The following is a 24,920-nucleotide window of genomic DNA, read 5'->3' as shown; positions in this document are numbered from 1 at the left end:
GCCCTCGCGGCTTGCTTGAGCCGGATGCCCGGAAACGGGCCCGTCCGGTTCTGAGGGGGACCGGCCGGGGCAACCCGCCGGTCCTACCCGATTAGTAGTCGCCGGAGTCACGCCCGGCCAGGGAGGACGGGAAAGCCGTCTGCAGGGCGAAGGGGACCAGGTGAATCGGACACCAGATGATCGGGAGGTATGCGAAATGCAGAGCGCCGCACCGGTGCTGGGTGTCCTGCGTGACCGCGGCAGGCGGAAGCTGCCGTGTGAGGAGTTGTTTCGGCAATTGTTCAACCGGCAGTTGTATCTGCTGGCCTACGGGCGCATCTACGCCAACCACGGCGCGATGACGGCTGGGGTCACACCGGAAACCGTGGACGGCATGTCCCGGGCGAAGATCGATCGCATCATCGATACGATGCGCCACGAGCGCTACCGGTTTCGTCCGGTCCGGCGGGTGCACATCCCGAAGAAGAACGGCAAGACCCGCCCGATGGGTCTGCCGACCTGGTCGGACAAACTCGTCGGTGAGGTGATGCGCCTGCTGTTGGAGGCGTATTACGAACCGACGTTCTCCGACCGATCCCACGGATTCCGTTCGGGCAGAGGCTGTCACACCGCGTTGCGGGAGATCGACAACATCTGGACCGGGACCGCGTGGTTCCTCGAAGGAGACATCGCCGACTGCTTCGGCTCGCTCGACCACGACATACAGATCGAGATCGTGGCGGAGAAGATCTACGACAATCGTTTCCTGCGGCTGCTGCGCAACATGCTGAGCGCCGGATACCTGGAGAACTGGAAATGGGGTACCACCCTCTCGGGTGCACCTCAGGGCGGGGTCGCTACGTCCCCAACGCAGTTGGCAATGCCTGCCCTCCTGGTCGGTGTCGCCGAGGGTGTGCTGTTGCTGGTTCGTTCGCGGATGGGGATGCGGTGGCGGATGGTGATATTTCCGGTCCGATGAGGATGTCTTTGATCAGCAGTTTCAGTACGCGGCGGCGTTCGTCGACGGTGGCGGTTTCGGCGTTGTTGTTGAGCTGGGCGAGGAAGCCTTGCAGGTCGGCGGCAAGGGCGAGGTAGGCGTCGCGGTCGGCGAGTTGGGTGTCGAGGGCGTCGACCTGGTTGCGCAGGCCGGTTTCGCGGGCGCGTAGGTCGGGCATGCGGGTGCGCAGCTCGTCTATGGTGATCAGTTGTTCGCCGAACGCTTCGATCATCGCGGTGATGCCCGAACGCGCGCTTTGGCCAGCGCGGTTTCGATCCGTTTACGTTGGGCGACAACGGGATCGGATGTTTTCGCGGTTTACAGGCGTTTGTCGATCTCGGCGTGGATCAGTTGTGGGTCGGCCAGCAGGGCGGTGATGTGGTCCCAGACAACGGTGTCGAGATAGTCCGCGCGCACGGGTTTGTTGGCACAGACCCGGCCGCCTTCGTAACGGTAGTTGTCCGAGCCCAGGCGCCGGTAGCGCGGTCAGTCTCTAAACAGCGACCCGGAGATCCTGCCGCCGCAATTCACTCGCTCGTCTTTGAAGCAAGTCGTTCAACATCGGGACCGGCGACGTGGGACACATTGCCAGTCGCTTATCCAGCGCGTCGTTCCATACGTCGGTTAGGTCGCGCATCAGCTTGTCGATCATGACCTGTGTGATCTCGGTGTAGGTCGCCTGCACTGACCCGTCGCTGTGGCCTATCCGAGCATCGATGAGCTTCTTCGGTGTACCCAGCTCGACAAGGTTCGTGCGGTGAGATCGTCGATTCCCATGTGGCGTCATGCCTTCCGCGATGGGCTCCCACACACCATCGGCACGAGTGCTTGCATCGCGTCCCCGAATTGGCACACCAGGGAATATTATGGTCGAAATGGGCACTGGACGCGCCGGGGCTTTTCCACGCTTCGGGTAGACACCGGAGACCGCGGGCATGAACAGGGAGGCGCGGAAGCGTTCCCTCCGGTAGTGGTCGGCTACCTCGCGTTCTGCCCACGCCACGTAGCCGAGTTCGGTGGCGGCATCACGCACGCGTTGTCGCGTCGCTTCCGCCACCTGACCGTCGGGTCGCATGGCGTGCGAGACTGTGCTCAGCGAGATACCCAGGTGCTGTGCGATTGCACCCAAGGTGACACCGCCCTTTCGGATCCTTTGCTTGCCGTGGCCCCGGAACACGTATGTCCGGCCGTGGCAGGCGCAGGGCCTCGGCTGAGTGCGGGCGATGAAGTCGATCAGGATGTGCCACAGGAATTCTGGCAGGTGTACCTCGCGTGTCCGCCCGCCCTTCGGCCTGCGACGAATCCGTCGGCCATTCACCTCAACCAACTGCCACTGGACATCGATGAGTCTGTCGCGCACGAATTCGGGTTCGAGTCCACGCAGTTCGCTGAAGCGCATCCCGGTGTAGAACTTCACGAGTTCGAACACCAACTCGTCGTCACGCCCAGCCAGCAACGCCATTCGCTCCGCGATCAGCAGGGCACCGAATGCGTCAGTGATCACCTTCGCGGGAGCGCTGTCTCTTTCCTCCCACCGACGCTGGCCGCGGCCGCGCTTGCGTTTGGCGGGGTTGCTCGGGATCTTCTGTTCATCCAAAGCATCTTCGAGGATCACGTGGAGCAGTGCACGGTACGTGCGGATGCTGTCAGGGGCATATCCCGCGGCGCGCAGCTTCCCCTCCCATGCGGTGACAGTACCCTTTTTGATGCTCTTCAAGCCAATGTGGCCAAAGGTGGGCAGCAGATGACATTGGATGTGGCATTCGTAGTTCGCAATCGTGGTCTCGGCCAGGTCCTGCCCGTCCAGCCATTCGTTAACGAAGTCTTCAAAGGACTGATCGTCAGGATCGTTCAGCTGGGTTGGATGTGCCGCTGGAACGGCCAGGTTCGACCGGATGTCGAATTCGATCTCGGCGCGGTCGGCTGCCACCTTGGCCGACTCTGGCGTCCAGTACCGGACTGGCTTGTCGTCGGCGTCGACGATTGGCTTGTACTTGCCGTTTTCTGCTTTGTATCGGGCCTCCCAGAAGAGCCCGTCCTTCTTCGTTTCTCGTTTGTTCGCATACCCCATGTCAGGCGGCCTTATCGGAATCGCATGGGGCAGCAGGCGAAGTCACGGCAGACCTCCGAGGCGTCGTGCGCTACGTGGAGCGCGATGCAGAGATTGGGTCACAGATGGCGGCACCACAGGAACTCTGTGGTTCATATGGTTACCGGGTATCGCGCCGATCTAGACCCTCGACGCGGCTGAGGTGAGAAGCACCATCAGCACAAAAGCTGCTTGGTCAGAATGCCACCAGATCTGCTCAGCCGCAACATCTTCGGTCATGGCGCCCTACACAAACCCTCGCAGAGGGCAGCCGCGATGCTGTCGAACGTGGGCGACACGAACCGACACCGGAAGCGACACGCCGATGTTCTGCGACGGATTCGTGGTTGGTTTGCTAGCAGTCGGCCAGCTGCCAAAGCATCAACCTCGGACCGGTCGCCGGGGACAGAGAATTCCCCCCGATTCCCCCAAAAATCGATCTTGGCGGATGCCGGCGCCGCGCGCCCTCCGGCACGCGCCGCTGGCGGCCGACCCCTGCGGCGCGAATTATGCAGGTAGACGACGATTTCAGTCGTTCGACGTAACCGTGCGGGTCGAACATGGTGACATTCCCCCATACTTCGGTGCCGATGAAGTGGTCTCCAATGCGATGGCGGTGGACGAGAAGGGCGGCATCTACGCCGCCTCCGACAAGATCATGCGCAAGATCGTGTGGACCGGATCCACGCTGTCCGCCGATGCCGCCGACGGCGCGTGGGCCGCACCCTACGATTTCGGAAGGCAGCCGCCCGCGGTCAAGTTCGGCATCGGCACCGGCTCGACCCCCACGCTCATGGGCTACGGCAAGGACGATCGGCTCGTCGTACTCACCGACGGGGCCGATCGGATGAAACTGGTCGCGTTCTGGCGCGACACCATTCCCGAAGGCTTTCAGCCGAAGCCGGGCACCAAATCCAATCGGATCGCCGACCAGATCGCTGTGACGGCGGGGCTGAATCCGCAGCCCGAATTCATCCAGAGCGAGCAGTCGGTCGTCGTGGACGGCTACGGTGCGTTCGTGGTGAACAATGCCCGGCCGGAGGGTGCGCTGGACCGACTCGTCGATGTGCTCGCGGGTGGGCCGGTCTTCGCGCCACCGTCGGGTATCGAACGGTTCCAATGGAATCCATCCGACCACCGCTGGACCTCGGTGTGGTCGCGCGCCGATGTGGTCTCCACGAGCATGGTGCCCACCGAGAGCAGTAAATCCGGCATCGTCTTCGTCAACGGATACACCAGGGCCGACGGCTGGGAGGTGACCGGACTCGACTGGAAGTCCGGAAAGACGGTGCACCGCACCATCTTCGGGCAGAGCAACCTCGGCAACGGCGCGTACGCGATGGTCCAGTTCTTTCCGAACGGGGATCTGCTGTTCAACAGTGTCGGCGGTCCCCTCCGGGTAAAGTTCAACAGCTGAGCTTGCGGTATTTAAATACCGCCCATAGTCTGGTCATATGGTCCGACTTCCGCTGACACCCGCCCAGGTCGAGGCCGGTCGCCGCCTCGGAGCCAGATTGCGGGCCGCGCGCGCCGATCGTGACCCCGCCCAGATCGCCCAGGCGGCGGGCATCTCGCCGGAAACACTGCGCAAGATCGAGACCGGACGGCTGCCGACACCCGCGTTCGGGACGATCGTTTCGCTAGCCGCGGCCCTGGAGATTCCGCTGCAGGAACTCGCCGATACTTGGCGTTCGGCGGGGCTCGCGGAATCGGCCTGATCTACTCCGGCGTAATCGCGATCCCGACGGAGCCGTCCGCGCCCTTGAACAGCTTGTGCAGCCGGATCACCACGGTGCCGATGAGCCCGTACTTACGGGAAACGAGATCGCGGACTCGCTGAGTTCCGTCCGCATCCAGGACTTCGGCCTTGCCCGCGAACTTCTCCTCGCTCTTCGGGCGGCCACGGCCGTCGCATATCTGCACGACCACCTCCGGATTGCGGCGAATCCGCTTGACCTTCCAGGTCTTCGGGTTGGTCCAGACCACGATCCGGTCGCCGTCCGGAGCCACCCACACGGGTGTGCCGACCGGCGTGCCGTCCTTCTTGTAGGTGGTCAGCAGCGCGAAGCTGCTGGTGCTCAGTTCGTTCCACGTCATACCGAAAACGGTAGGCCGCGCCGATGGTTGAGACATCCGACTGCGGACAGAACTCGCTCGTACGCGTCCTGACGTACCACCACACACGTGATGGGCGGGCCACCGCACGCCCCATCACCGCCTTTCAGCCCCCGATACGCCCCGGAAGAAAGTCCTGACATCATCGAGCAACAGCCGCGGCTGCTCCAACGCGGCGAAGTGCCCGCCCTCGGCGTATTCGGTGAAGTGCTCGATATACCCGTCCGGGTTCATCACCCGGCGCATCAGCGGATCGGTATTGAAATGGCCAGGTAACGGACGGCGAGTTGGTCATACCTGGTCGCCACGGCCCGATGCTGTTTGAGCTGGTTGATACCCCGTTCGACCGCATTTCGGTCACGGTAGGCGATCGGGTCGAACGCCCGTGGTCGACCACCGACCGCGCCGCGGTTGCGGCGATGGGTGGCTTGGTCGATCGGGACCGGGATGGTTGCTTTGATTCCGTGACGCCGCAGCCAGTCCCGGTTGCCGCGGCTGGAATACGCCGCCGAGCAATTCCTCCAGAGTCGTCCGTGGTGCCCGCCACCGAGGCAAGGCACCACGATACCTTCGAGCACCTCCGGCAACATCGGACCGTCACCAGCGCAACCAGGCGTGACCAGCACCGACAAGCCATCGCCCGCGCCGTCGGTGATCAAATGGATCTTCGTGGTCAGCCCGCGCAATCAGCCGATCGTGTGATCGGCCGGCTCATCGAACAGATTCGGCCAGCTCTGGCCGTCCGCCCGGCAAGCTGCGCGTAGCTGCGACCCGATGCGGACACCCGGAGCGCCACTTCGAGTAACATGCCACATAAGTGATCCACATCACGCCCTCTTGCCTCGTTGCATCACCCCCGGAAAGCCACTCCGTGAAACTGCAATCGTCTGAGAGAGGGGTGCCATGGACACCGGCAAGTTCCGCAAGTCCTCCGGCTGGGAAAGTCCAGTCCCCGAAGATCACCCCCGGAGTGTGGAAGACCAGGCCAGTGAGCTGATCGAAACCTTCCGGCACCGACTTCACGACATGCAAGACGCCATAGTCGAGCTGGAGAACGACGCCCGAGCAATGCCGGAAATCGCTGCGGCGCTGGGTCTTGGTGCACGGATCGATGAAACACCGGTGGCGCTCCCTCGGCTGTCGGACGAGGTTTCGATAGTCGAATCGGATGCTCGGGTCGTTGGCAGGACCGGGGCCTTCGCCACGATCGACCGAGGCGATTGGGTAGCGAGAGCCTTCGAACGGCGGAAGAACGAGTACCGGCCGATCGAGACCTACGGCAGAGTACGTTTGCAGTTCGCCGATGACGCCGGAGCAGAGATTGCCGGAGCTCGATTCCGGCTTGTGGCGCGTGATGCCAAGGGTAACGACGTGACCCTCGCAGAGCGTGCCGCGGACGCTCACGGCTATGCATCGGTCGATCTCGGCCACATCCGTGCCGACGAATTCCGCGATCTCGCCGTCGAAGTCCTGCGCATGCCGGAAGAGGGCAAAGAAGGTCGCGTCGAACCACTGCGTCTCGAGATCGCGCAGAACCAGCTCGGCGCGAACAAGGCACTCGCCCTCCCGCACCGTTTACAGTTTTCGACAAAAGCCATGCGGTTGCCTGATGGCGCAAAAGCCGAGCCCGTCGTGGATCCCGACGCCGACGACCTATCGAATTCGCCGGCAAGCTTCGGTCTGAACGAGGAGCACATCGAAGGAAACTGCTGCCTGCGGCCGAATACTGATCTACCGACGCGCCAGTACTTCTTCGGTCAGATCGTACGAGCGCAGCAACCTACGGCACCAGCAGTCCTCGTGACGAGCTCCTCGCTTTTTCCGAGACAAGGGATTCTGGGGCCGATTCCTTACCAAGACGAGAGTGCGTCGACCTACGCTGTACGCGCAGCACAGCCTGTGCTCGGTTTCGTCAACAAGTACCGAATCGGCTGGTTTCCACGCGGCCGAGCGCTGGGCGAGGTGCTGTACTCGCTCGCACTCGCTCCCTGCGAGCAGGTCAACCTCGCTTTCATCGACTGGACTCGCACTGAGCGAGACAGTCGGGTCGACAGCACCGGTACGGCCGAGCGACTTGCACATGAGCAGCATCACGATCGGGTGATCGAGGAGAGCGTGGATTCCGTCCTCGAAGAAAGCCAGAGCGGGTTGAGCGCCTCTGGAGGCGGCGGACTGTCCATCGATTTCGGTTTGATCTCCTTCGGTGGTGGCGGGGGTGGCACGACGAGTTCGACGGAAGGCCGTCGCAGCCTGCAGGCGGATACCGTTCAGGAGGTTTCGGATCGGATTGTGCAGCGCTCTTCCGCTCTGCGCTCGCGCCGATCCACCGTGGTCACGACCTCGGTCCAACGCGAAAGCGAGCGGATCCAGACCCGAACCGTTCGTAACCACAACCGCAATCACGCGATGACAGTGCAGTATTCGCAAGTCATCTCGAACTACGAGGTACGAACCGAACTGGTCGAAGAACAGCCGGTGCTGCTGGTGCCCTACGGGATCGACAACGCTATCTTCGATACGCTCCCGAAGTTCGCTAAGTTCCATGCCAACCCGTCATCGCCGATCACTCGATTCCTGGACCGACACAAGTCTGTTCTGCAGAGCGTGGTGCCACCGCGATTTCGTGACAACTTCGACGCGCTGCGGCGCCTGCTGCATTGCCCCGAGATCTTCGGCGCGGAAGCGGAGTTCGCGACCGCGTCACGCTGGCGGATCAACATCGACAAGAACGTTCGGCCGGGAATCGACCTCGCGATCACGACCGACGACGGCCAGTTCGTTCCGCTGCGGCCTCTGGGACGACCCGGCAGCGGATTCGTCGAATACACCAGTGATCCGGTGCGACTCGACCGCATCGAGGAACTGCGGGTCAGTTTCGACCCCGAAGAAGCGATCACGTCGGCCGCCCGCCAGTTCGGCTCTTTCGCGAATCTGGTCGAGCAGGCGATTGAGCTCGGAATCCGATACAAGATCGAGCGGATCGACCTGATCGCCCGAACCGATGTCAACCGCTTTCTCCCGCAGCGGCGCAATGTTCAGATCTCCGTGGCGGACACGGTCGACACCGAATTGTCTGTGGACAACCCGAGCGCTGCGTTTCAGCTTGCACCACCCAACATCGATTTCGCTTCCGCTCTGACGCAACAGAAGCGCGACTATTGCGAGCTGACGGAGCTGGTCGCACATATTCAAGAACGGCCTCTGTTCTATCTTCGGTTGATCTGGCTCAATGAAGATCCGGAGCGCAGGGCCATGCGCTTCGACCGGCTGACGTTCAATGGCTTGCCGCTGATCGACCGGATCCTGAACAAACCCGTTGGGGTGCAGGGTAACTATGTCGCCTTTCCGTTGCTGGAGGGACGGCGGCTGATCGAACAGGACACGCCGACGCACTTCGTCTCTAAGCGTCTGGTCTCGCTCCCGACGCGCGGTGTCTTTGCGGAGGTGTTCTTGTCCTGCTGCAATGCGACCGAGAAGCTCGACGTCGAGCGGTTGCGTACACCCGAGACCGACTGCGCCGGACAGGCGCCCGAGATCGCCCCGATCACCGCGGGAAGCCGCCGCGATCGCCCAGATACCCGTCCAGCGGACCTCCCGGCACCGATCGTCAACATCCAGTCACCGACCGGCCTGCCTGACCCGACGGGGCTTTCGGCAGCACTAGACGTGTTGGCGACGCCCAACATCTTCCGAGATCTGAGCCACGGTGCCGAATTGCTGGAGTTCATCGGCAACGCGACCAAGGATGCGTTCTCCTCAACCCGTGAGCACCGCGCGGCGATGGACCGGCTCGCGGGTGATCTCCTGCGCGGCGTCCTCTCGGCGCGCACTGGTGTGCCCCTGGGGTCGGCCGGTGACGGCTCGACCACCGCCGGCTCGGGCACCGCCCCGATCACCTCGCCCGATGACGAGAGCTCGGGTGCTGTGCGTGATACGACACCGACAGGCGCGTCCTCGACTGCCTCTGATGTGCTCGGTCAAGTCGGTAGCGCGGATGTGCGGAACAACATCGCCCAGTCAGATCGCGGCGCAGCTGCAGAACGTGCGTCGTGCGTACGAACAGGGACAGATCAGTGAGGCGCAACTACACGAACGGTCGAACTCACTGCTCGGCGGGGTCACCACCGAATCGCTCGAGGCCACTAGCGGCCCTGTCATCAATCTGGTTGCCCCCGCCACCACCGAAGGTCGCGCCTTCGGGCCGTCGTCAGGTGATACGTCGAATACATTCGACCTGGAGGTGACGGTACGCAATATGCCGTCGGGCGGCCGGGGACGTTTTGTCCGTCAGGACGCGACGCGGACCCAGATCAGTCATCGCGTCGGCACGACGACCACAGTCACGGGGGTCCTGCCGGGTCTGAGCGCCATCGACTACATCGTCGAGGATGCCTCCGGCAAAACCAGGGCGAGCATCAGGATTCCGATCTCGGTGCCACAGTTCGTGGAGATCCGTCAGGACGCCGCTGCCCTGGACGTCGCACTGGCCGCGTTGGTCGTCGCTGATGTGAAGGACGAGGTGTTGCGGATTGCCCGGGCTACGGCCGCCTACCTGCTGCGCACCGCGAATGTCAGGCTCGTGTGGGCGATGCCGCCCTTTGTGGAGAGCCTGCCTGCGTCTTTCGCGGGCGGGCAACCCGCGGCCGGGAATGCCACTACCGTCACCCTCCGCGGGAACCCGCCCGTCCCCGGTCTTCTGGGAAGCACGCCCACAGCGCCGGGCGTCGGCCCCGGTTATCCGAACGAGGCGATCGACATCTACCCCGGCGCGCTCGACGACAACACCGGGATCGACGTCGGCGAGACCGTTCGGCTGACCGTGCAGGCATTGCAGACCGCGAACATGACCGATCCGCGTCTGAAGAACCTGGCCATACAGGTGATCGGACGCTCGATCGGATTCGCGGTGGCGCACGAGGTGCTCCACGCGATCCTCGGTTTCGAGATACCGACCGGCCACAACACTCCCCCGATTCCTCACGACATCATGAACCACGGAATCGATCTCGGAATCACCGACCTGAGCGGAATCGTCGTGACAAACAACATCGAATTCCCCGCAGCGGAAGAATCGTTCGAGGATCTGGGAATCGCCGGGATGGTGCGTGCACAGCCTTCTACTCGGGCCGTTATCGATCGTTTCTTCCCGGTGCCGCCGGTCTTCTGAGCTCCGACTCGATATGCGGTGTCGCCGACATCAGCCACCGACGCATCAATAACGACCAGCTCGCCGCCGTCGGCTGAATCTGGGCCACCGCCGAGACCACGGCGACCGCCACGCCGCAGCGATCCGACACTGTTCAACAAGATGCTGGGCCAGCTCCACCACTGCCCGCAAACCCGCCAAACCTACAATCCCACAAAGGTATTCGGGCAACCAACGACAGCAGCATCAGAACCCACCGCTGCGTGACACTTAGCGGAATCGGAGGTCTGGCGGTAGGACCGGTGCTCGGCCAAGCTCTGATGACCTGACCCCATTATTTCGGTCCACCCGATGTGGACCGAATCCCGGGATCCCGTCACTGGTCCAGGTGCCCGGCTAATCGCTTGCGTCTCGCTGGGCATCGTGCCGGGAGTAGCTGAAGAGGGGTCTGCTCAGCTCGAAGCAGCGGTGCCTTCCCGCACGGAATCACACGCCAACAGGGAAGATGCGCCGGTGACGGTCATCATCGGATAGGAAACATTGGTCAGGTTCGGCGGCTGGTATTCAGCTCTAAAGAATGCTCCAGGTGATCGGTGCATCATCACGTAGTGCAGCGACCCGTCGCAGGACCTCCGACGCAGCGCTTGAGCCGGGTTCGGACTTCCGCGCGTTCGTCGTGATCATCCGCAGCTCCCGCAGGTCCCGTAGCCACTCGTAACCGGCCTAGTCCGCGATGTCGAATCCGTATGCGCGGCTGAACTGCTTGTATTCGTCGGCTGGGGCACCGTAAATAAGACCAGAAACGCCGGGCGAAACTGGACCTGCTGCGAAAACGCTTACTGCTCGTCCACGCTGCCATCGACCAGCACCTCTCAGCGAAATGATCACGTATCCGCGCGAGAACCATTCCCTGGCAGCCGACACCCGATTTCAGTCGCTGCAGTCCTCTCGGTACGTGTTCCAGTGAATCGCGACCTGTTTGCACAGCAACACAGGGCGAGTCTGGCGCGAGCTCACACATAAGTGCGGCTATCAGGGGCGGTGAGCTCGACAAACCCACGACGGAGGTGTGACGCTGGTCAGCGGATTCGAGCGAGATGAGTGATGTGTTGGGCGAGTTCGCTGTCGCCAACAGGGGTGAGGGTCATGTCGTGACCGACGGTGAGCAGGTAGCGGCCGTCGTTGGTGAAGTCGAGCCAGGTGCGGTGTCGTGGTGGCGGTGACATGGGGTCTGCTGGATTCACCGTCACGGTGAGGTAGCCACGGGTGTCGATGGGGCGGCGTAACACTTGCCGAAACCGTTTGGCGCGGCGGCTGTTCTCGGTTTCCTGCCACTGCCCGGGATCCGGGAACAACACATGACCGCGAAGATAGCGGCCCAGCTGTCGATGGCTGTGGGTATCGCCTGGCGCCGCTGTCGTCATCGAGCGCCAACGACGACTCCGCCGTACACGAACACCGCGACGCGGCGATCTGGGCCAGAACCACGGCCGACGAGATCTGGAGCCGCCGGGTGTTCGGGGTTGGAGGGCTCAGGCCAGGGCCGGGACGACCTCGTGCTCGAACAGCTCGATGCCAGAGGTGTCGTACGCTGCCTCAGGGAAGTCGAAGATTGCGTAGCCCAAGCCGAGATCGCGGACCTTAGTGAGGTTTTCGACGATCTGCTCGGGAGTGCCGACAGCGGCGGTTCCGCGATAGAGCTCGTTGACGTAGCCTGCCGCCACGTCCGCGCCGACGAAGGGTATCAATCGTGCTTGCAGCGCTTGCAGGCGCTGTTCGACTTCGGCTTCCGTCGCGCCGATCGCGACGTTGTAGTTCGCCGTCCGCACGATCGAGTCGAAATCTGTTCCGACATCAGCACAATGGGCGCGCAACACGTCAGACTTGTGGGTGAAGCCTTCGGGGTCACCGTTGAAGTTGGCGTACTGGGCGTACTTCGCTGCGATCCGCAACGTCACCTTCTCACCGCCGCCCGCGATCCACAGCGGAATCCCGCCCTCCTGCAATGGGAGTGGCCGCACGATGGCCCCGTTGACCTGGTAATGCGTGCCGTCGAAGGTGGCGGTACCGGTGGTCCATGCCTGCCGGAAGATCTGTACGCCCTCGTCGAGGCGGCCGAGCCGATCTCCTGTGGTAGGGAATCCGTACCCGTACGCGCGCCATTCGTGTTCGTACCAGCCACCCCCGATGCCCATCTCGACCCGACCATTCGAGATCAGATCCACTGTCGCCGCGACCTTGGCCAAATAGGCCGGATTGCGAAAGCTCATGGAGGTACACATCTGCCCCAACCGAATTCGCGAGGTGGACGCGGCGAACGCCGACATCAGCGTCCACGCCTCGTGCGTGGCCTCCTCACTCGGCAACGGAATGGTGTGGAAGTGGTCGCACACCCACAGTGAATCCCAGGCGCTCCCGGCATCGGCGCGTTGGGCGAGATCCCGCATCACTCCCCACTGCGCCGCCGGGTCGATACCCACCAGATCGAGCCGCCAACCTTGCGGGATGAAGATGCCGAAGCGCACAGAGATCTACTTCCTATGGTCGAACCTTGGAGCGACGGAACACATTTCGGTGCCTACCACCCACTGTTCCGTGTCCTAGCCGCAGGAGCAACAGTTCTACAAGAACCCGCCGTCAGTGGCCTCGGCTTGCGCGGTCGCCGCTGGCCACCGGCATGCTCATTTTTGTGGTTCTCGAGGAAGTCGAGGCTGACCTTGCAATAGCCGCGAGTGTCCTTCTTGATCTCGTCGCAGGATTCAACGGGCATCGGTGTACTCCGAGCAGCAAGGCGCTGCAATGGCATCCAGCACCGGAACGCTGGTGTCGATGCAGCCGACGATGAACACGGAATCAACGAAGGCGGCGTCAGTCGATCGGCTCGACATCACGGGATTCGTGTTCACCGTCGTGCCAGCGACGTTCGGGTCACCCACGCGCTACCGATACCGCTCTCGATGCGATAGCGGCACTCATACAGCACGCGCACCACCTGGCCGTGGATATCGCGGCATTGGCGGATCACAGACCATTCCTGGCCGTCGCCGAACGGATCGAGCTCGCTCGACAGGGGCAATCGCGCTGGCGCACTGGTGATCTCGTGCGCGGTCATGGGCGGCTCCGGACCGGCGTGTACACCGGGGGCTGCTGTGTTCTCCTGGACCGTGTCTGCGATGAGCGGATGCGACCCCGTTTGAAGGCAGCGCTGATCAGCCAGTGGACTGTCACGTCATCGAGCGGGCAGACCTGCTCGAGGGTGAACGGCTCTCCGTGTTCGATGAGGGCGTCGAGGTTGTCGGAGATGCGTTGCTCGGCTGGCGACAGGATCAGGCAGTCGCAGCGCAGGATCCGGGTTTGCAGGGTGCTCACAGTGATTCCGAGCTTGCGGGCAATCGCCTCGTGGTTCGGCGCCTTCGGGTGTGAGGGTCAGCTGCTTGGCCCGGCGGTCGGTGGTGGGTTTGCCGCCCGATCAGTCGCAGGGTTTCGAGCTTGTCGATGATGACGATGGCGTTGGACGGTTCGCAGGTTGGCCACCAGCAGCGCCTTGTCCAGTTCCGGACGAGAGGAAAGCTTGCCGGAAGCCTTGTCGAGGAAGATCTACTCACACCCGGCCACGGTGAGCGCGTCGTATCGGGTCTCGGGATGCTGATCGCGGGTGGAGACCCGCCCGGAGCCGATTCTCATGCCCAAGATCTTTTTACGACACCTCCGCCGTGATGCCGCTGCCGGTTCCGTGAACCCTATGGTCGACACTCGGATTTGAACACGAGCCTGGCGGCCCAGCCCTGGCCAGAGGCGAGAAACGTCACCCGATGAGTACGAACCGCCCATCACAGGCTATTGTTGATCAAGTGCGTGACATGTCACGCCAAGCGTCGTAGATCGCATTCGCTTCGCAACCAGCGCTTGCCGCATCCGCTCTTCTTACGGCGATCGATTTTGCCCATTGGCAATCTCGCCATTTCGTGCCCCGGCGCGGACCTGGAAGGTCCACAGACGGCTCGGGCACCGCCTGATGTCCGAAAGGCACCGCAACACCTATGAGTTCTGCTGACATCTCTTTTGCCGCGCTCGGCGTGAGCGCACCGCTGGTGAAGGCGTTGACTCGCGCCGGGATCACCGAACCTTTTCCGATCCAGACCGACACCCTGCCCGATTCGCTGGCCGGACGCGACGTGCTGGGCCGTGGCCGGACCGGCAGCGGCAAGACGCTCGCCTTCGCCATCCCGATGGTCAACCGTCTCGGCGGCGGTCTCGCCGGTAGGCGCGCACCGAGCCGCCCGACCGGCCTGGTGCTGGCGCCGACTCGGGAATTGGCCACCCAGATCACGGCCGCGCTGGAACCCCTCGCCGCGGCCTATCGCATGACCGTCACCACGATTTTCGGTGGGGTCCCGCAGAACCGGCAGGTCCGGGCGCTGCGCGCCGGTGTCGACATTGTCGTCGCCTGCCCCGGCCGGCTCGAGGATCTGATGAACCAACGTCTGATCTCCCTGGATGCCGTCGAGGTCACCGTGATCGACGAGGCCGACCACATGGCCGACCTCGGGTTCCTGCCAGGCGTGACCCGCATTCTCGCGGCCACCCCGAATGACGGTCAGCGCCTGCTGTTCTCGGCCACCCTGGATAACGGCGTCAACAAGCTGGTCGGCCGCTTCCTGCCGGATGCCAAGCTGCATTCCGTCGATGAGGCGAACTCCCCGGTCGCCGCCATGACCCATCACGTTTTCGAAACCGCGAGCGTCGAAGCCAAGCGCGAGGTCGTACACCGGCTCGCCTCCGGCTCGGGTCGGCGAATCCTGTTCATGCGCACCAAACATCAGGCTCGCAAACTGGCCAAGCAGCTGACCCTCGCCGGAATTCCGGCCGTCGATCTGCACGGCAACCTCTCGCAGGGCGCCCGCGACCGCAACCTCGCGGTCTTCGCCGCCGGTGATGCCCTGGTGCTGGTGGCGACCGATGTGGCCGCGCGCGGCGTGCACGTCGACGGTGTCGAGCTGGTCGTGCACGTTGATCCGCCCGCCGAACACAAGGCGTACCTGCACCGTTCGGGCCGTACCGCGCGGGCTGGCAACTCCGGTGACGTGATCACCCTGGTGCTGCCCGGCGAACGACGCGACCTGGCCGACCTCATGCGCAAGGCCAAGATCACTGTGACTCCGCAACGGGTCACCGCCGATTCGCCCGTGGTGGCCGAGCTCGTCGGCACGATTGCCCCATTCGTCGCGCCCTCCTACAGCGAGCGGGCGGCACGTGAAGACGACCGCCGCAGCAGCAGCGGACCGTACCGTAGCAGTGGCGGAGCGCGCAGGGGCAGTGGCGGACCGCGCCAAGGCAGCGGTCGTCGCAACGGCAGCGCGGCGCATGGTCAGTCGCGCGGCAAGCCGCGCGCTCACTCCGCGCGCGGAACGGCCGCATAAGGCTCGTTTTCGGTCGCTCCCCTAGGCAAGCCCATGCCGAGATCGCCGGGTCGCTGAGCATCGCCGGCGAACTGCCAGGCATCGACTGCTGGTGAACGTGGCTGATGACGCCGGTACTGGCAGGCAACCCCTCAAGTGCGAGGCAGTCGCGCCTGATGGGTTGCCGTGCGATTGCGTAGCCGGGAAATCTGCGGGCGTGGCCAAGAGGGACACGCCGGGACATGACACTTGGACCTTTCCGATCCAACCCGGCCACCTACCCCCGCGCCCGGCCCCGCGGCTTCGACCGCGTGAACGGCCACCGATCCTCACACACAGCGAATCCAACTCCGCCGCAACAACATCCCACACCGCCACCAGCACACTACCGAACCGAGTGCCGTTGCAGTACCCCCGAGAGAACGCACGGCAATGCCGTTGAGCGGTCGGTGAGAAGTTTCTGAACTATTGTCCCGCAACGGAACTCGACCTGTGGCCGAACGCGCCCACATGCGGATTCCGGGTATTCGCATGCGCCAACGACGAACACGCCGGACGTGCACGTAGCGCGGAAAGTCTCGACGTGCCGCACCGCCCGTGCAAGCTCGAGATGCCGTCAGTCCTGTGTCGACGAGGACGGTCAGCGCGGTCCTGCTTCGGAGAAGGCGGCAGCCTCGTCGGGTCGGCCCGCCGACCGGTACACGCGAACAAGGTCGTCGCGGGCGCGCTGCGCGAAGGGATCATTGTGCCCGACAAGCTGTTCCCGGTAAGCCAAGAGCTCTTCATACAACGGGATCGCCTGATCCCAACGACCCGCAGCCTCATAGGCGGCAGCGAGATTGCAGCGATCTTCGTAGGTGTCGGCGCCGCTTCTCCCGACGTACGTCAGGTTCCGTTCGAACAACTCGACGGCCTCGGCATATCGGCACGCCCGGTAGCACGCCACGCCAAGTACGCGGCGAGCGCCAACGACGGAATACACCTGGGGTCCGAACATTTCTCGCGATACGCGAGAAGTTGTTCGAAGTGCGGAATGGCTTCGTCCCATCGACTCAGCGACATATAGGTGCCGCCGAGTCGATTGTGTACGACGTTGGTGTCGTGGTGATCGTGACCGAGGACGCGCTCCCGGTACGCCAGAAGCTGCTTCAAAAGCGGAACTTCGTCATCCCCCCGCCCTGCCCGATGATAAGCGTCGGCGAGACGATCGCGCGTCTCGTTGGTGTCCGGGTGGTCGTGGCCGAGGCATTGCTCCTGCAGTAGCAGAAGGTCTTCCATCAGCGAGACTGGATCGGCCTCATCAGAAGTGGCCGCGGTCCCGCTCGCCGTGCCCTTCAAGCGCCGACTCAGAGCGGCCGCTGCCCGTTTGATCGTTCCAACACGCTGTCCCCTCCTGGTCCAACTGGCGAGCGGGAACCCCACCGCTCCAGTCAGAAAATCTATCTCACTCGAAGTCACGAGACCCACGAAGACAACGGGTCGATGCTTCTCCGACGATCGGTGCGGCAGACCCACGGAACTGAGGCGTCGGCAGCCTCACTCATTGGAGGAGAGCGGCACGAGGTCACGAAGCGACACCGATACTGCCATCCGGAACACGCGGAAATGCCGATGTGCGAGTGTTCGCTTGCTTCGAATGTCGGCCGCGTCGGCCACCGAGTTCGCCTTGGGCACAGCAGGTTCGGTTGTCACTCCTCGGCGCGGCGGTCGGTGTCGAGGTCGATCGAAGTGCCCGTGGTCAAGCGTCGGTACGAGGCTCCGATGCCGGGGCCGTTGTCGCCTAGCAGGCCGCCGACCATTGCGGTTCCGATGTCGTTGAGGGCGCCGTCATGGATGGCATATGTCTGTGCGGGGGCAACTTCGCGTACGTAGTCGATCAGTTGTCCGGTGGTGGACCAGGGGCCGTGCACGGGCAGTAGCAGGGTGTCGACCGGGGTATCCGGAACGGTGTACGCGTCTCCGGGATGGAACACGGTGTCGTCGACGAGAAAGCCGATATTGCCTACCCGCGGGATATCGGGGTGGATGACGGCATGCCAGGTGCCGTAGACCTTCACCTCGAAACCGGCCGCGGTGAATGCCTCGCTCGCACCGACGGCGGTCACCCTGTTACCCAGACCAGTCAACCGTGCAGCGACAGCGGTGTTGGTCCAGATCCGCAGGGCACGATTGCGTTCGGCGGCCCGGCGCAATGTCTCCTCAGAGAAATGGTCGAAGTGCTCATGGGTGACCAGAACCGCATCGACATCGGCCAGGGCCTCCGGTTCGGTGAGCCCGCCGGGGTCGACGACCAGGCGGCAGTCGCGCTTGTCGATGCGGACGCAGGCGTGGCCGAACTTGGTGAGTTGCATGGAGGCTCTCCTCGAGCATTAAGTCTATACACCCTAGTTGTACAATCTAATTGTACAACTAGGGTGCATGATCCAGGTAGGGTGAAGCCATGGCAGACGACACGCTCGCCGAGGACCTGCGCCAAGCGATCGGGGAACTGGTTCGCACCGTGCGAACCGCCGACACCATGCCGCCCGGCGAAGCGGCCATTCTCGGCCACCTCGACCGCAGCGGCCCCCAAACCACCGCCGATCTCGCGCACCGGCGCAAGGTGACCCATCAGTCGGCGGCCAAGTCCGTCAAGGAACTCCTCGGCGCCGGCCTGATCCGCACCGAGCCCCATCCCGACGACGGCCGAAAGGTTCTGCTGCACATCACCGGTACCGGCCGCGCTCACCTTCGGCAGCTGCGCGCACAGCGCGCCAGCTCCCTCGACACCGCCATCCACGACACCCTCGACACCGACGAACAGCGACAACTCCGCGACTGTGTTTCCCTGCTGACGCGCCTGACCGCACACATGACAGGAAGTGAAACCGTCGGTGTCCATCAGCGGCCGGCCGGACGGACCCCCCGAAGAAAGGCACGATAAGTAGCCGAATACCGCGCTGATCGGTCCGGCCGGCGCGGGGCAGGCGACCTTCAGGTGGCTGTATCGATTCGAGGCCGACCGAACACACTGCGCCATGACGATGACCGTGCAGCGCCCCTTGCGCGGAGACCGACTCGGCTACTCTGCGGCTTTTTCGGTGCTCGATTGTGTAATGAGCCATCACCCAGTCGTTTCGAGGTCGTTGGCAGTCATCTCCTCGAGAGAACCACGTCCAGGATCCCGGTCGCCGGTTGGCCCGCAACCTGTGGGTTCGTGCTGAAACCTGGGATCGGTAGGTGGCGCGCGCGGCATCTACTTACCCCATGACATCTTCTCAACCTCCCACGAACCAACCGCAGCCCGCCGGCTTGGACAAAAAGACCAGCGCGATCCTGTCCTACGCACTGGGGTGGCTCACCGGAATCATCTTCCTATTTGTGGGAAAGAACGATCCCGACGTGAAATTCCATGCCTCGCAATCGATCGTCTTCTTCGGGGCGGTCTCGGTGATCAATATTGTTCTGAGCATCATCGGCTCGCTCCTCGGAGTCCTGGGGATCATCTTCAGCCTCGCCGGACTCGCAGTCGCGGTCTTCGCAGTCGTCGTCTGGATCATGGCCATGGTCCAGACGAACAACACCGGCGGTGCCCGCGCAGAGCTTCCCATTGTCGGAAAATTCACTGCACCATATGCCGATCGGTTGGCCAACTCGGTCAAGTAGCGGCATATTCGAAGTCCCCGACTAGATTTCGTAATCGCCGATGCTGTCGGCACCCCTACCGGCAGCCAGATGCGACAGTCCGAAGATCAACGGCCCGAGGCTATCTCGGGCCGTTGGCGCGGAACGTCCGATAATGCCGAGTTGCGGATGTCGACTCTGACTCGATGCCGATAGGGCCGCTCGCCGTATCCATGCGGACGCGCCGGACCTACTGAGATGTACCAGGTGCCATCTGTCAGACGATGTACCGCTGACCCAACCGTGCCACTGTTCCCCGCACTTGACCGGGCTGGGGGTGTGACCTTGGCCCGGCGCAAATCCGACCATACTTTGATCGCGAGATCAACGGCCTCATGGTGGTCGGGCACGCCGTGTTCGGCGTGGGTTGTGCTGACCCGGATGGGCACCGAGCTCACCGCGGAGATAGACGGATTTCCCCTTCCGGCGCTGGACGCAGATCGGTCCGAGCCACTCCGATCAGCCTGGGACGCACGACATCCCGAACAACCTCGGTTGCAGTTCGAGGCGCTGGTGTACGGGATCAAAGCTGGACGTCAGATCAACATCCGGTACCAGTTGATCTAGCGGAACAGCCCACGTATATCAGTGCCCGGCGGAAGCACCATGACCGCTGCTGGTGCACTTACTACGGTCTCGGCCTGCTGGCCGGTACTGCACACGGCGCACCGGTGCCACGTTCGGCCCTATCCCAAGGGAGGTCCTCAGGCACGCCGACGGCTCAAACTTTCCAAATGGCTGGTGGTTGTCCTACTCGGTAGGCGCGACCGGGTACCGCACGAGCCCGAGGACCTCATCTTTCCCAGCCTCAGACGAACAATCCACCACCCCAACAACGTCCGCACACAGATCAAACAGGCACACGCACGAGCTGGCCTAACGGAATTGCCGATGAATCCACACACCTACCGCAAGACGGTGGGCACGAAGATCGGTCTAAAGGACCCAGAGAAGGCGGCTTCCCAGCTGGGCCACGCCAGCAGCGAGGTCACCAAGCGCCACTACATCGAGCCGACTTACGAGGGACCTGATGTCCGGCAGGATCTCGACGACTTCGACGACTTCGACTGAAAATATGGAGTGCGCCGGGTCGTGGTGAGAAGTACGGCGGCGAGGACGACGGAGAGCGCGGCGAGACCAGCCATCCCATGTGGCGAAAGGCCGTAGCGCCAGAGCGCGAAGATGCCCGCCGCCGCTAGCACTGAGCCCGCAAGGACCGGAAGTGTTGCGGTGCGGGCGGCGTATCGGGCGCAGAACGCGTCCCACCGACCGGTGATCCGGACGAATCCGAACAGTACGACCGCGGCCGCGACGATCCACAGCGGGCGTGCGACCCACCAGGTGCCGGCATCGCTGGGCAGCAACAGCGGAGCTGCCAACGCCGCTCCTGTCACGATGGCCATTGCCGGTATATGCCAGAGGTAGATGTTCATCAACTGCGTCGCACCGGTGGTAATCACACGGCGGGCGCGTCCGCGCGGCTGCCAGCCGGTCAGCCGCCGGGATACCAGTACGAGCACCGCGAACTGCGTCACCGCGAGAATAGACATCGCCGTCGTCGGCGGTGCGAGATTGGAGACCGGGGCATCGGCCAGCCCGAGCATCGTCGGAAAGTACGGTCCCGGCACTACCATGACGATCAGCACGCCGATACCTGCCGCCGCTATCAGCAGCACACCGCTGTCCCCGATGGGACCCAATGTCCCACGGGCGTAGAGGATTCCGAGCTGATGGCAGAACAGCCAGACGAATATCAGATTCCATTCGGCGAACCGGCCCACCCCGCCGAAGCGCAGCACGTCCACCGCGAATGAGCAGCCCAGCAACACCACCGGCGCCAGCAATGCCGAAACATCGTGTGCGCGAACGGCAAATGGCGCGACCATGGCCGCGATCAGGTACACCGCGAGAAACCACAGCGGGCTGGCGACGACATCGGCGGCCGCCGCGGCGGCCGGTTCGGAGAAGGCGTCGAGGCCGATATCGAGTGCGACAATGAAGGCGATCAGCGCGATCACCGGGGTGGTCAGCCGCCGCACCCGCAACCCGAGGTAGTCCCCGTAGGTTCGGCCTCGGGCACGGTATCGGTCGACGATCAGGGTGTTGGCGAATCCGCCCGCAAGGAAGAACATCGGCATCACCTGCAGCGGCCAGGTCAGTGCCCCGATGGGTCGCCCATGTAGCGCCGGGTCGCCGCGAACGGTGCCATCGACCACTGTGACTCTGATCGATATCCAGTGCACGATAACCACCACCGTGATCGAGCAGACGCGCACAATATCGATGGTCCAATCGCGCTTGATCACGTTGGACCGCATCACCCGGTCGGGCTGGGTCACCATGACTTCGGATTACTCGCCCCGGCTGAACGCGTGGTGAATATGTGGCGTGCAAACCGGCCTCGTATCGTCGACGTAATTCCGTCGGTGAGCGGCATCCGGCTCGGGGACTACCGGATGATGCGTGACATCGGACCCGCTCGCGGTCCGCATTCTCGGCGAGAAGGCAGAAATCTTCGGGTGGACCGTCGATGGTGGCTGTGACTACCCGGGTAGCAACACTTCTCACGACAAAGAGCGCGTTTGCCGACGTTCAGCGCGACCCCCGAGGTTGAAAAGACAGGCCCAGGGCATCGAGGAGAGAGCGGGAAAGCCACGCCCTCAGTTCATTTCGCAAATGAGATCGGTGTCCGGCAGGGTGCCGTCGGCGAGATATGCGTTCACCGCAGTGGTGGTGCACGGGAATTTTCCGAACAAGCCGTGAATTCGCTGGTTCGGCACGGTGATGAGCCGGGATCCGGTCATTGCGCGGTGCAGGGCGACGCCGGATTCGTAGACGGTGCGGGTGTCGCCGGTGGCCTGCATGATCAACGCGGGCACCGCATTTCGTACCTGGGTGGGTGGCTCGATCGGGTCGGCCCAGAATGCGCACGGGGAGATGTTGTTGAGGAGCGGCCCGAATACCGGCTGTGTCGAGCGGGTGGCTTCGAGGTTGTTCCAGTACTCGAGTGGGTCGCGGGATGCGGGGATGTCGTTGCACATGATCACCCACGTCGGGGAGTCGTCCTCCGGCTGGCCGGTGAGTAGACGGCCGAGCGCTTCGTCCAGTTCGGGGCCGGGCTGTACCGTGCCGCCGTCGGCGGCGTCGATGAGTTGGCGTAGTTGTGCGGCCAATTCGCCGTAGCTGCGTGGACGGGCCACCGGCTCGAAGATGAGCGTGGGCAGCGCCTTGTCGTCGACTTCATATGCGCCGATGCGGATCGGTTGGCTGCCGGCCCGGCGGATCAGGTCCGCGACGGCGGCGCGCACCCGGCCGCGATCCGCGCCGAGGTGGTAATCACCGTCCCGCTCAGCGGTCCAGTCGGCCCAGGCATCCAGTGCCGCCTCGTTGGCGGGACCCATGTCCCGCAACATGTTTGCGCCGTATCGCAGCGGATCGACCGCGCTGTCGAGCACCATGCGGTCGCTGCGTTCGGGGAACATCTGGATGAACACCGCGCCGAGATAGGTGCCGTAGGACCCGCCGACATAGTTGATCTTCTCCTCGCCGAGCGCGCCGCGAATCACGTCCATATCCCTCGCGGTGTTGCGGGTGGTGAAGTTCGGCAGCGTATCGCCAGCGGCATTTCGGCAGCGCTGCGCCAGATCGGATTGGGTGGCAACGGATTTCGCGTAGTCGGCAGCATTGGCACCCGACGACCGGAATCCCGCGACCGGCCACTGGCAATTGATCGGTGCCGACCGGCCGACGCCGCGTGGGTCCATCCCGATGAGGTCGTACTCGGCGAGTACGTCCGATGTGTACGCCTCCCGGAGGATCAGCTGCATGTCGAGTCCGGGGCCGCCGGGTCCGCCCGGGTTGGACATGACGACTCCCTGTCGCCGGAACGGATCGGTGGCGCCGAGTCGGGAGACGGTCACGGTGATGGTGCGGCCGCTCGGATCGGCGTAGTTCAACGGCACCGTGACGTCGGCGCATTGCGCGCCTGCCGCATCGAGATCGGCGGCGCCGCAGGGCTGCCAGACCAGGTCTTGCCGGTAGAACCGATCCAACGCGGGTTCGGGGGCCGCTGCCGCCGAACCGGGCTGCGTCAGCATCGAAACGGCAAGGGCGGCGGTCACGGTGGCGCGACGCAACATCTCGATTCCCCTTTGTCCTAGATTCGATAATTTGATTACTGTAATAATCAAATTATCATGACTGTGATGTGGTCGCCGCCGAAGGATTGGAGGAGTCGATGCGCCGAGACGAGTCGCGACAGCGCAATCGGGAGTCGCTCATGGACGCGGCCGTAGCCGAGATAGCCGGGAAGGGGTACCAGGCCGCGCGCTTGGAGGACATCGCCGCCCGGGTGGACATGACGACCGGCGCGATCTACTCGATTTTCGGGAGCAAGCGCGGTTTGCTGCTGGCCGCAATGCAACGCATGCTCGCCGAGCAACTGGAAGACCTGGCGCCGCTGAATGATCCGGCGCATTCACTGGCCGACGTCCTGGATGGACTGGCCGCGCTCGCATACCGGGCGGCCACCGAGGAGATGAGCGGGATAAAGGTCGCGTTCCAGTTGGAGGCGCTGGCGGTCGGGCTCAGGGAGCCGGAACTGATGGAGTCGATCACCCGGGCACACGAGACCACTGATTCCTTGGCGAGCCTGCTGACCGGGCGGCAATTCGGCGAGTCCGGAGCCAGGACGACGCCGAAGCAGGCTGCTCGCCTGCAGCCTGCGGTCGAGGCCATGATGACGGGAATGTCACAGCAGGTGGCCCTCGGGCCTGCCGAGGTGAGGGTGGAATACATCGCCGAAGCGATGCGCGCTCTGATCGCGTTGATCGCCTGATGGTCGTGGTGAACGGCCCGAATAACGGATGCGCCGGTATGCGACTCGCGATCGCCGAGAGCGATGCCCTGTTGCGAGAGGGGCTTGCTGCGCTGTTGACCGCGCGCGGTTTCGAGGTGACCGCGGCGTGTGACAACGCCGACGACTTCCTGGCCGCCGTCTCCGCGGACCGGCCGGACGCGGTGATCATCGATGTCGGGATGCCACCCGCCTGCAGCGACGACGGGTTGCGTGCGGCACTGCGCGCCAGGCAGCGTCATCCCGGCCTGCCGGTGCTGGTGCTGTCGTCCGGAATCGACAAAATCGATGCGTTCGGTGAGCTGCTGGCCGACAGTACCGGCGGCATCGGGTATCTCCGCAAGGAACGCGTGGGTGAGATCGCCGATTTCGTCGACACGTTGCGTCGGGTCGCGGGCGGCGCGATGGTCCTCGATCCGGAGGTGGTCGCCACGCTGCTGAGCCGTCGCCGCGCCCGCGAACCGCTAGCCGGTTTGACCGCTCGGGAACGGGAAGTCCTGGCGCTCATGGCCGATGGCCACAACAATTCCGCCATCGCCGACCGATTGGTCGTCAGCGACGCCGCAGTGCACAAACACATCCGCGCCATCTTCGCCAAGCTCGACCTGACCGTCGAACAGCGTGGACACCGCCGGGTGCAGGCCGTGCTGGCGTACTTGAACGCCTGAAATCGGTTG

At 63.7% G+C, this 24,920-nt stretch carries 26 protein-coding genes; 12 read left to right on the top strand and 14 right to left on the bottom strand.

Going from position 1 to position 24,920, the window contains the following annotated elements:
- Positions 1-160: 160 nt before the first annotated feature.
- Positions 161-958, top strand: coding sequence for a reverse transcriptase domain-containing protein (locus ACQP1G_RS19800; protein ID WP_433206389.1), 798 nt, complete (start codon positions 161-163; stop codon positions 956-958).
- A gap of 511 nt (positions 959-1,469) precedes the next feature.
- On the opposite strand, the gene ACQP1G_RS19795 is transcribed toward ACQP1G_RS19800, so the two are convergent.
- Positions 1,470-3,047: a LacI family DNA-binding transcriptional regulator gene (locus tag ACQP1G_RS19795; protein ID WP_433206386.1), complete on the bottom strand. Its 1,578-nt coding sequence runs from the start codon at positions 3,045-3,047 to the stop codon at positions 1,470-1,472.
- Between the two features lie 565 nt (positions 3,048-3,612).
- Here ACQP1G_RS19795 and ACQP1G_RS19790 point away from each other — a divergent pair.
- The gene (locus ACQP1G_RS19790; RefSeq protein WP_433206383.1) at positions 3,613-4,482 is read left to right on the top strand and encodes a hypothetical protein; all 870 of its coding nucleotides are present in this window, start codon (positions 3,613-3,615) and stop codon (positions 4,480-4,482) included.
- 37 nt (positions 4,483-4,519) lie between these two features.
- Positions 4,520-4,783: a helix-turn-helix transcriptional regulator gene (locus ACQP1G_RS19785; RefSeq protein WP_433206380.1), complete on the top strand. Its 264-nt coding sequence runs from the start codon at positions 4,520-4,522 to the stop codon at positions 4,781-4,783.
- A gap of 1 nt (position 4,784) precedes the next feature.
- On the opposite strand, the gene ACQP1G_RS19780 is transcribed toward ACQP1G_RS19785, so the two are convergent.
- From ACQP1G_RS19780 to ACQP1G_RS19765, 4 genes are all read right to left on the bottom strand, one after another.
- On the bottom strand, positions 4,785-5,162 hold the full coding sequence (locus ACQP1G_RS19780; protein WP_433206377.1) for a PPOX class F420-dependent oxidoreductase: 378 nt from the start codon (positions 5,160-5,162) through the stop codon (positions 4,785-4,787).
- Between the two features lie 114 nt (positions 5,163-5,276).
- A complete protein-coding gene (locus tag ACQP1G_RS19775) occupies positions 5,277-5,426 on the bottom strand; it encodes a hypothetical protein (RefSeq protein ID WP_433206374.1) in 150 nt (49 codons plus the stop codon).
- Positions 5,426-5,866 carry a transposase gene (locus ACQP1G_RS19770; RefSeq protein WP_433206371.1) on the bottom strand — a complete coding sequence of 147 codons (441 nt, stop codon included), beginning with the start codon at positions 5,864-5,866 and terminating at the stop codon, positions 5,426-5,428. Before ACQP1G_RS19770 ends, ACQP1G_RS19775 begins: the two co-directional genes overlap by 1 nt.
- A 25-nt stretch (positions 5,867-5,891) precedes the next feature.
- The gene (locus ACQP1G_RS19765) at positions 5,892-6,752 is read right to left on the bottom strand and encodes a hypothetical protein (RefSeq protein ID WP_433206368.1); all 861 of its coding nucleotides are present in this window, start codon (positions 6,750-6,752) and stop codon (positions 5,892-5,894) included.
- A gap of 903 nt (positions 6,753-7,655) precedes the next feature.
- Here ACQP1G_RS19765 and ACQP1G_RS19760 point away from each other — a divergent pair.
- Together ACQP1G_RS19760 and ACQP1G_RS19755 are read left to right on the top strand one after the other, a co-directional pair.
- Complete coding sequence (locus ACQP1G_RS19760; protein ID WP_433206365.1) at positions 7,656-9,257, top strand: hypothetical protein; 1,602 nt, start codon at positions 7,656-7,658, stop codon at positions 9,255-9,257.
- Positions 9,223-10,347 (top strand): hypothetical protein, encoded by a 1,125-nt coding sequence (locus ACQP1G_RS19755; protein ID WP_433206362.1) that lies wholly within the window; start codon positions 9,223-9,225, stop codon positions 10,345-10,347. Before ACQP1G_RS19760 ends, ACQP1G_RS19755 begins: the two co-directional genes overlap by 35 nt.
- Before the next feature lie 1,058 nt (positions 10,348-11,405).
- Here the strand turns inward: ACQP1G_RS19755 and ACQP1G_RS19750 are convergent.
- The 4 genes from ACQP1G_RS19750 to ACQP1G_RS19735 all read right to left on the bottom strand — a co-directional run bounded on the left by ACQP1G_RS19750 (position 11,406) and on the right by ACQP1G_RS19735 (position 13,695).
- Positions 11,406-11,750, bottom strand: a complete 345-nt coding sequence (locus ACQP1G_RS19750) for an ESX secretion-associated protein EspG (protein WP_433206359.1) — start codon at positions 11,748-11,750, stop codon at positions 11,406-11,408.
- 108 nt (positions 11,751-11,858) lie between these two features.
- A complete protein-coding gene (locus tag ACQP1G_RS19745; RefSeq protein WP_433206356.1) occupies positions 11,859-12,851 on the bottom strand; it encodes a TIGR03560 family F420-dependent LLM class oxidoreductase in 993 nt (330 codons plus the stop codon).
- 377 nt (positions 12,852-13,228) lie between these two features.
- Positions 13,229-13,438, bottom strand: coding sequence for a hypothetical protein (locus ACQP1G_RS19740; RefSeq protein WP_433206353.1), 210 nt, complete (start codon positions 13,436-13,438; stop codon positions 13,229-13,231).
- Positions 13,435-13,695 (bottom strand): hypothetical protein, encoded by a 261-nt coding sequence (locus tag ACQP1G_RS19735; protein ID WP_433206350.1) that lies wholly within the window; start codon positions 13,693-13,695, stop codon positions 13,435-13,437. The genes ACQP1G_RS19740 and ACQP1G_RS19735 overlap by 4 nt, the downstream gene beginning before the upstream one ends.
- A 671-nt stretch (positions 13,696-14,366) precedes the next feature.
- Between ACQP1G_RS19735 and ACQP1G_RS19730 the strand changes: the two genes are divergently transcribed.
- A complete protein-coding gene (locus tag ACQP1G_RS19730; RefSeq protein WP_433206347.1) occupies positions 14,367-15,746 on the top strand; it encodes a DEAD/DEAH box helicase in 1,380 nt (459 codons plus the stop codon).
- 619 nt (positions 15,747-16,365) lie between these two features.
- On the opposite strand, the gene ACQP1G_RS19725 is transcribed toward ACQP1G_RS19730, so the two are convergent.
- The 3 genes from ACQP1G_RS19725 to ACQP1G_RS19715 all read right to left on the bottom strand — a co-directional run bounded on the left by ACQP1G_RS19725 (position 16,366) and on the right by ACQP1G_RS19715 (position 18,076).
- Positions 16,366-16,629, bottom strand: a complete 264-nt coding sequence (locus ACQP1G_RS19725; protein WP_433206344.1) for a tetratricopeptide repeat protein — start codon at positions 16,627-16,629, stop codon at positions 16,366-16,368.
- Entirely contained in the window at positions 16,611-17,063 is a 453-nt protein-coding gene (locus ACQP1G_RS19720) for a tetratricopeptide repeat protein (protein ID WP_433206341.1), read from the bottom strand. The genes ACQP1G_RS19725 and ACQP1G_RS19720 overlap by 19 nt, the downstream gene beginning before the upstream one ends.
- A 350-nt stretch (positions 17,064-17,413) precedes the next feature.
- Positions 17,414-18,076: an MBL fold metallo-hydrolase gene (locus tag ACQP1G_RS19715; protein ID WP_433206338.1), complete on the bottom strand. Its 663-nt coding sequence runs from the start codon at positions 18,074-18,076 to the stop codon at positions 17,414-17,416.
- An 89-nt stretch (positions 18,077-18,165) separates the two neighbouring features.
- Between ACQP1G_RS19715 and ACQP1G_RS19710 the strand changes: the two genes are divergently transcribed.
- The 4 genes from ACQP1G_RS19710 (at position 18,166) to ACQP1G_RS19695 (ending at position 20,459) form a co-directional block, all read left to right on the top strand.
- Positions 18,166-18,648, top strand: coding sequence for a MarR family winged helix-turn-helix transcriptional regulator (locus ACQP1G_RS19710; protein WP_433206335.1), 483 nt, complete (start codon positions 18,166-18,168; stop codon positions 18,646-18,648).
- 296 nt (positions 18,649-18,944) lie between these two features.
- A complete protein-coding gene (locus ACQP1G_RS19705) occupies positions 18,945-19,370 on the top strand; it encodes a DUF4870 domain-containing protein (protein WP_433206332.1) in 426 nt (141 codons plus the stop codon).
- Between the two features lie 399 nt (positions 19,371-19,769).
- A complete protein-coding gene (locus tag ACQP1G_RS19700; RefSeq protein WP_433206329.1) occupies positions 19,770-19,955 on the top strand; it encodes a hypothetical protein in 186 nt (61 codons plus the stop codon).
- 39 nt (positions 19,956-19,994) lie between these two features.
- A complete protein-coding gene (locus ACQP1G_RS19695) occupies positions 19,995-20,459 on the top strand; it encodes a tyrosine-type recombinase/integrase (protein ID WP_433206326.1) in 465 nt (154 codons plus the stop codon).
- Here ACQP1G_RS19695 and ACQP1G_RS19690 read toward each other — a convergent pair.
- Together ACQP1G_RS19690 and ACQP1G_RS19685 are read right to left on the bottom strand one after the other, a co-directional pair.
- A complete protein-coding gene (locus tag ACQP1G_RS19690) occupies positions 20,405-21,730 on the bottom strand; it encodes an acyltransferase family protein (protein ID WP_433206323.1) in 1,326 nt (441 codons plus the stop codon). The two genes, ACQP1G_RS19695 and ACQP1G_RS19690, sit on opposite strands and share 55 nt — an antisense overlap.
- A gap of 318 nt (positions 21,731-22,048) precedes the next feature.
- Positions 22,049-23,527 carry an alpha/beta fold hydrolase gene (locus tag ACQP1G_RS19685; RefSeq protein ID WP_433206320.1) on the bottom strand — a complete coding sequence of 493 codons (1,479 nt, stop codon included), beginning with the start codon at positions 23,525-23,527 and terminating at the stop codon, positions 22,049-22,051.
- Positions 23,528-23,625: 98 nt separating this feature from the next.
- Between ACQP1G_RS19685 and ACQP1G_RS19680 the strand changes: the two genes are divergently transcribed.
- Both ACQP1G_RS19680 and ACQP1G_RS19675 read left to right on the top strand, forming a co-directional pair.
- On the top strand, positions 23,626-24,225 hold the full coding sequence (locus ACQP1G_RS19680) for a TetR family transcriptional regulator (RefSeq protein ID WP_433208666.1): 600 nt from the start codon (positions 23,626-23,628) through the stop codon (positions 24,223-24,225).
- 38 nt (positions 24,226-24,263) lie between these two features.
- Positions 24,264-24,911 (top strand): response regulator, encoded by a 648-nt coding sequence (locus ACQP1G_RS19675; RefSeq protein WP_433206317.1) that lies wholly within the window; start codon positions 24,264-24,266, stop codon positions 24,909-24,911.
- The last annotated feature ends 9 nt before the right edge of the window (positions 24,912-24,920 follow it).

This window comes from Nocardia sp. CA-107356 (genome assembly GCF_050946365.1).
In the GTDB taxonomy this organism is placed as follows: domain Bacteria; phylum Actinomycetota; class Actinomycetes; order Mycobacteriales; family Mycobacteriaceae; genus Nocardia.
The sequence above is the reverse complement of the archived record's forward strand: the minus strand, read 5'-3'. Positions and strand labels throughout refer to the sequence as shown.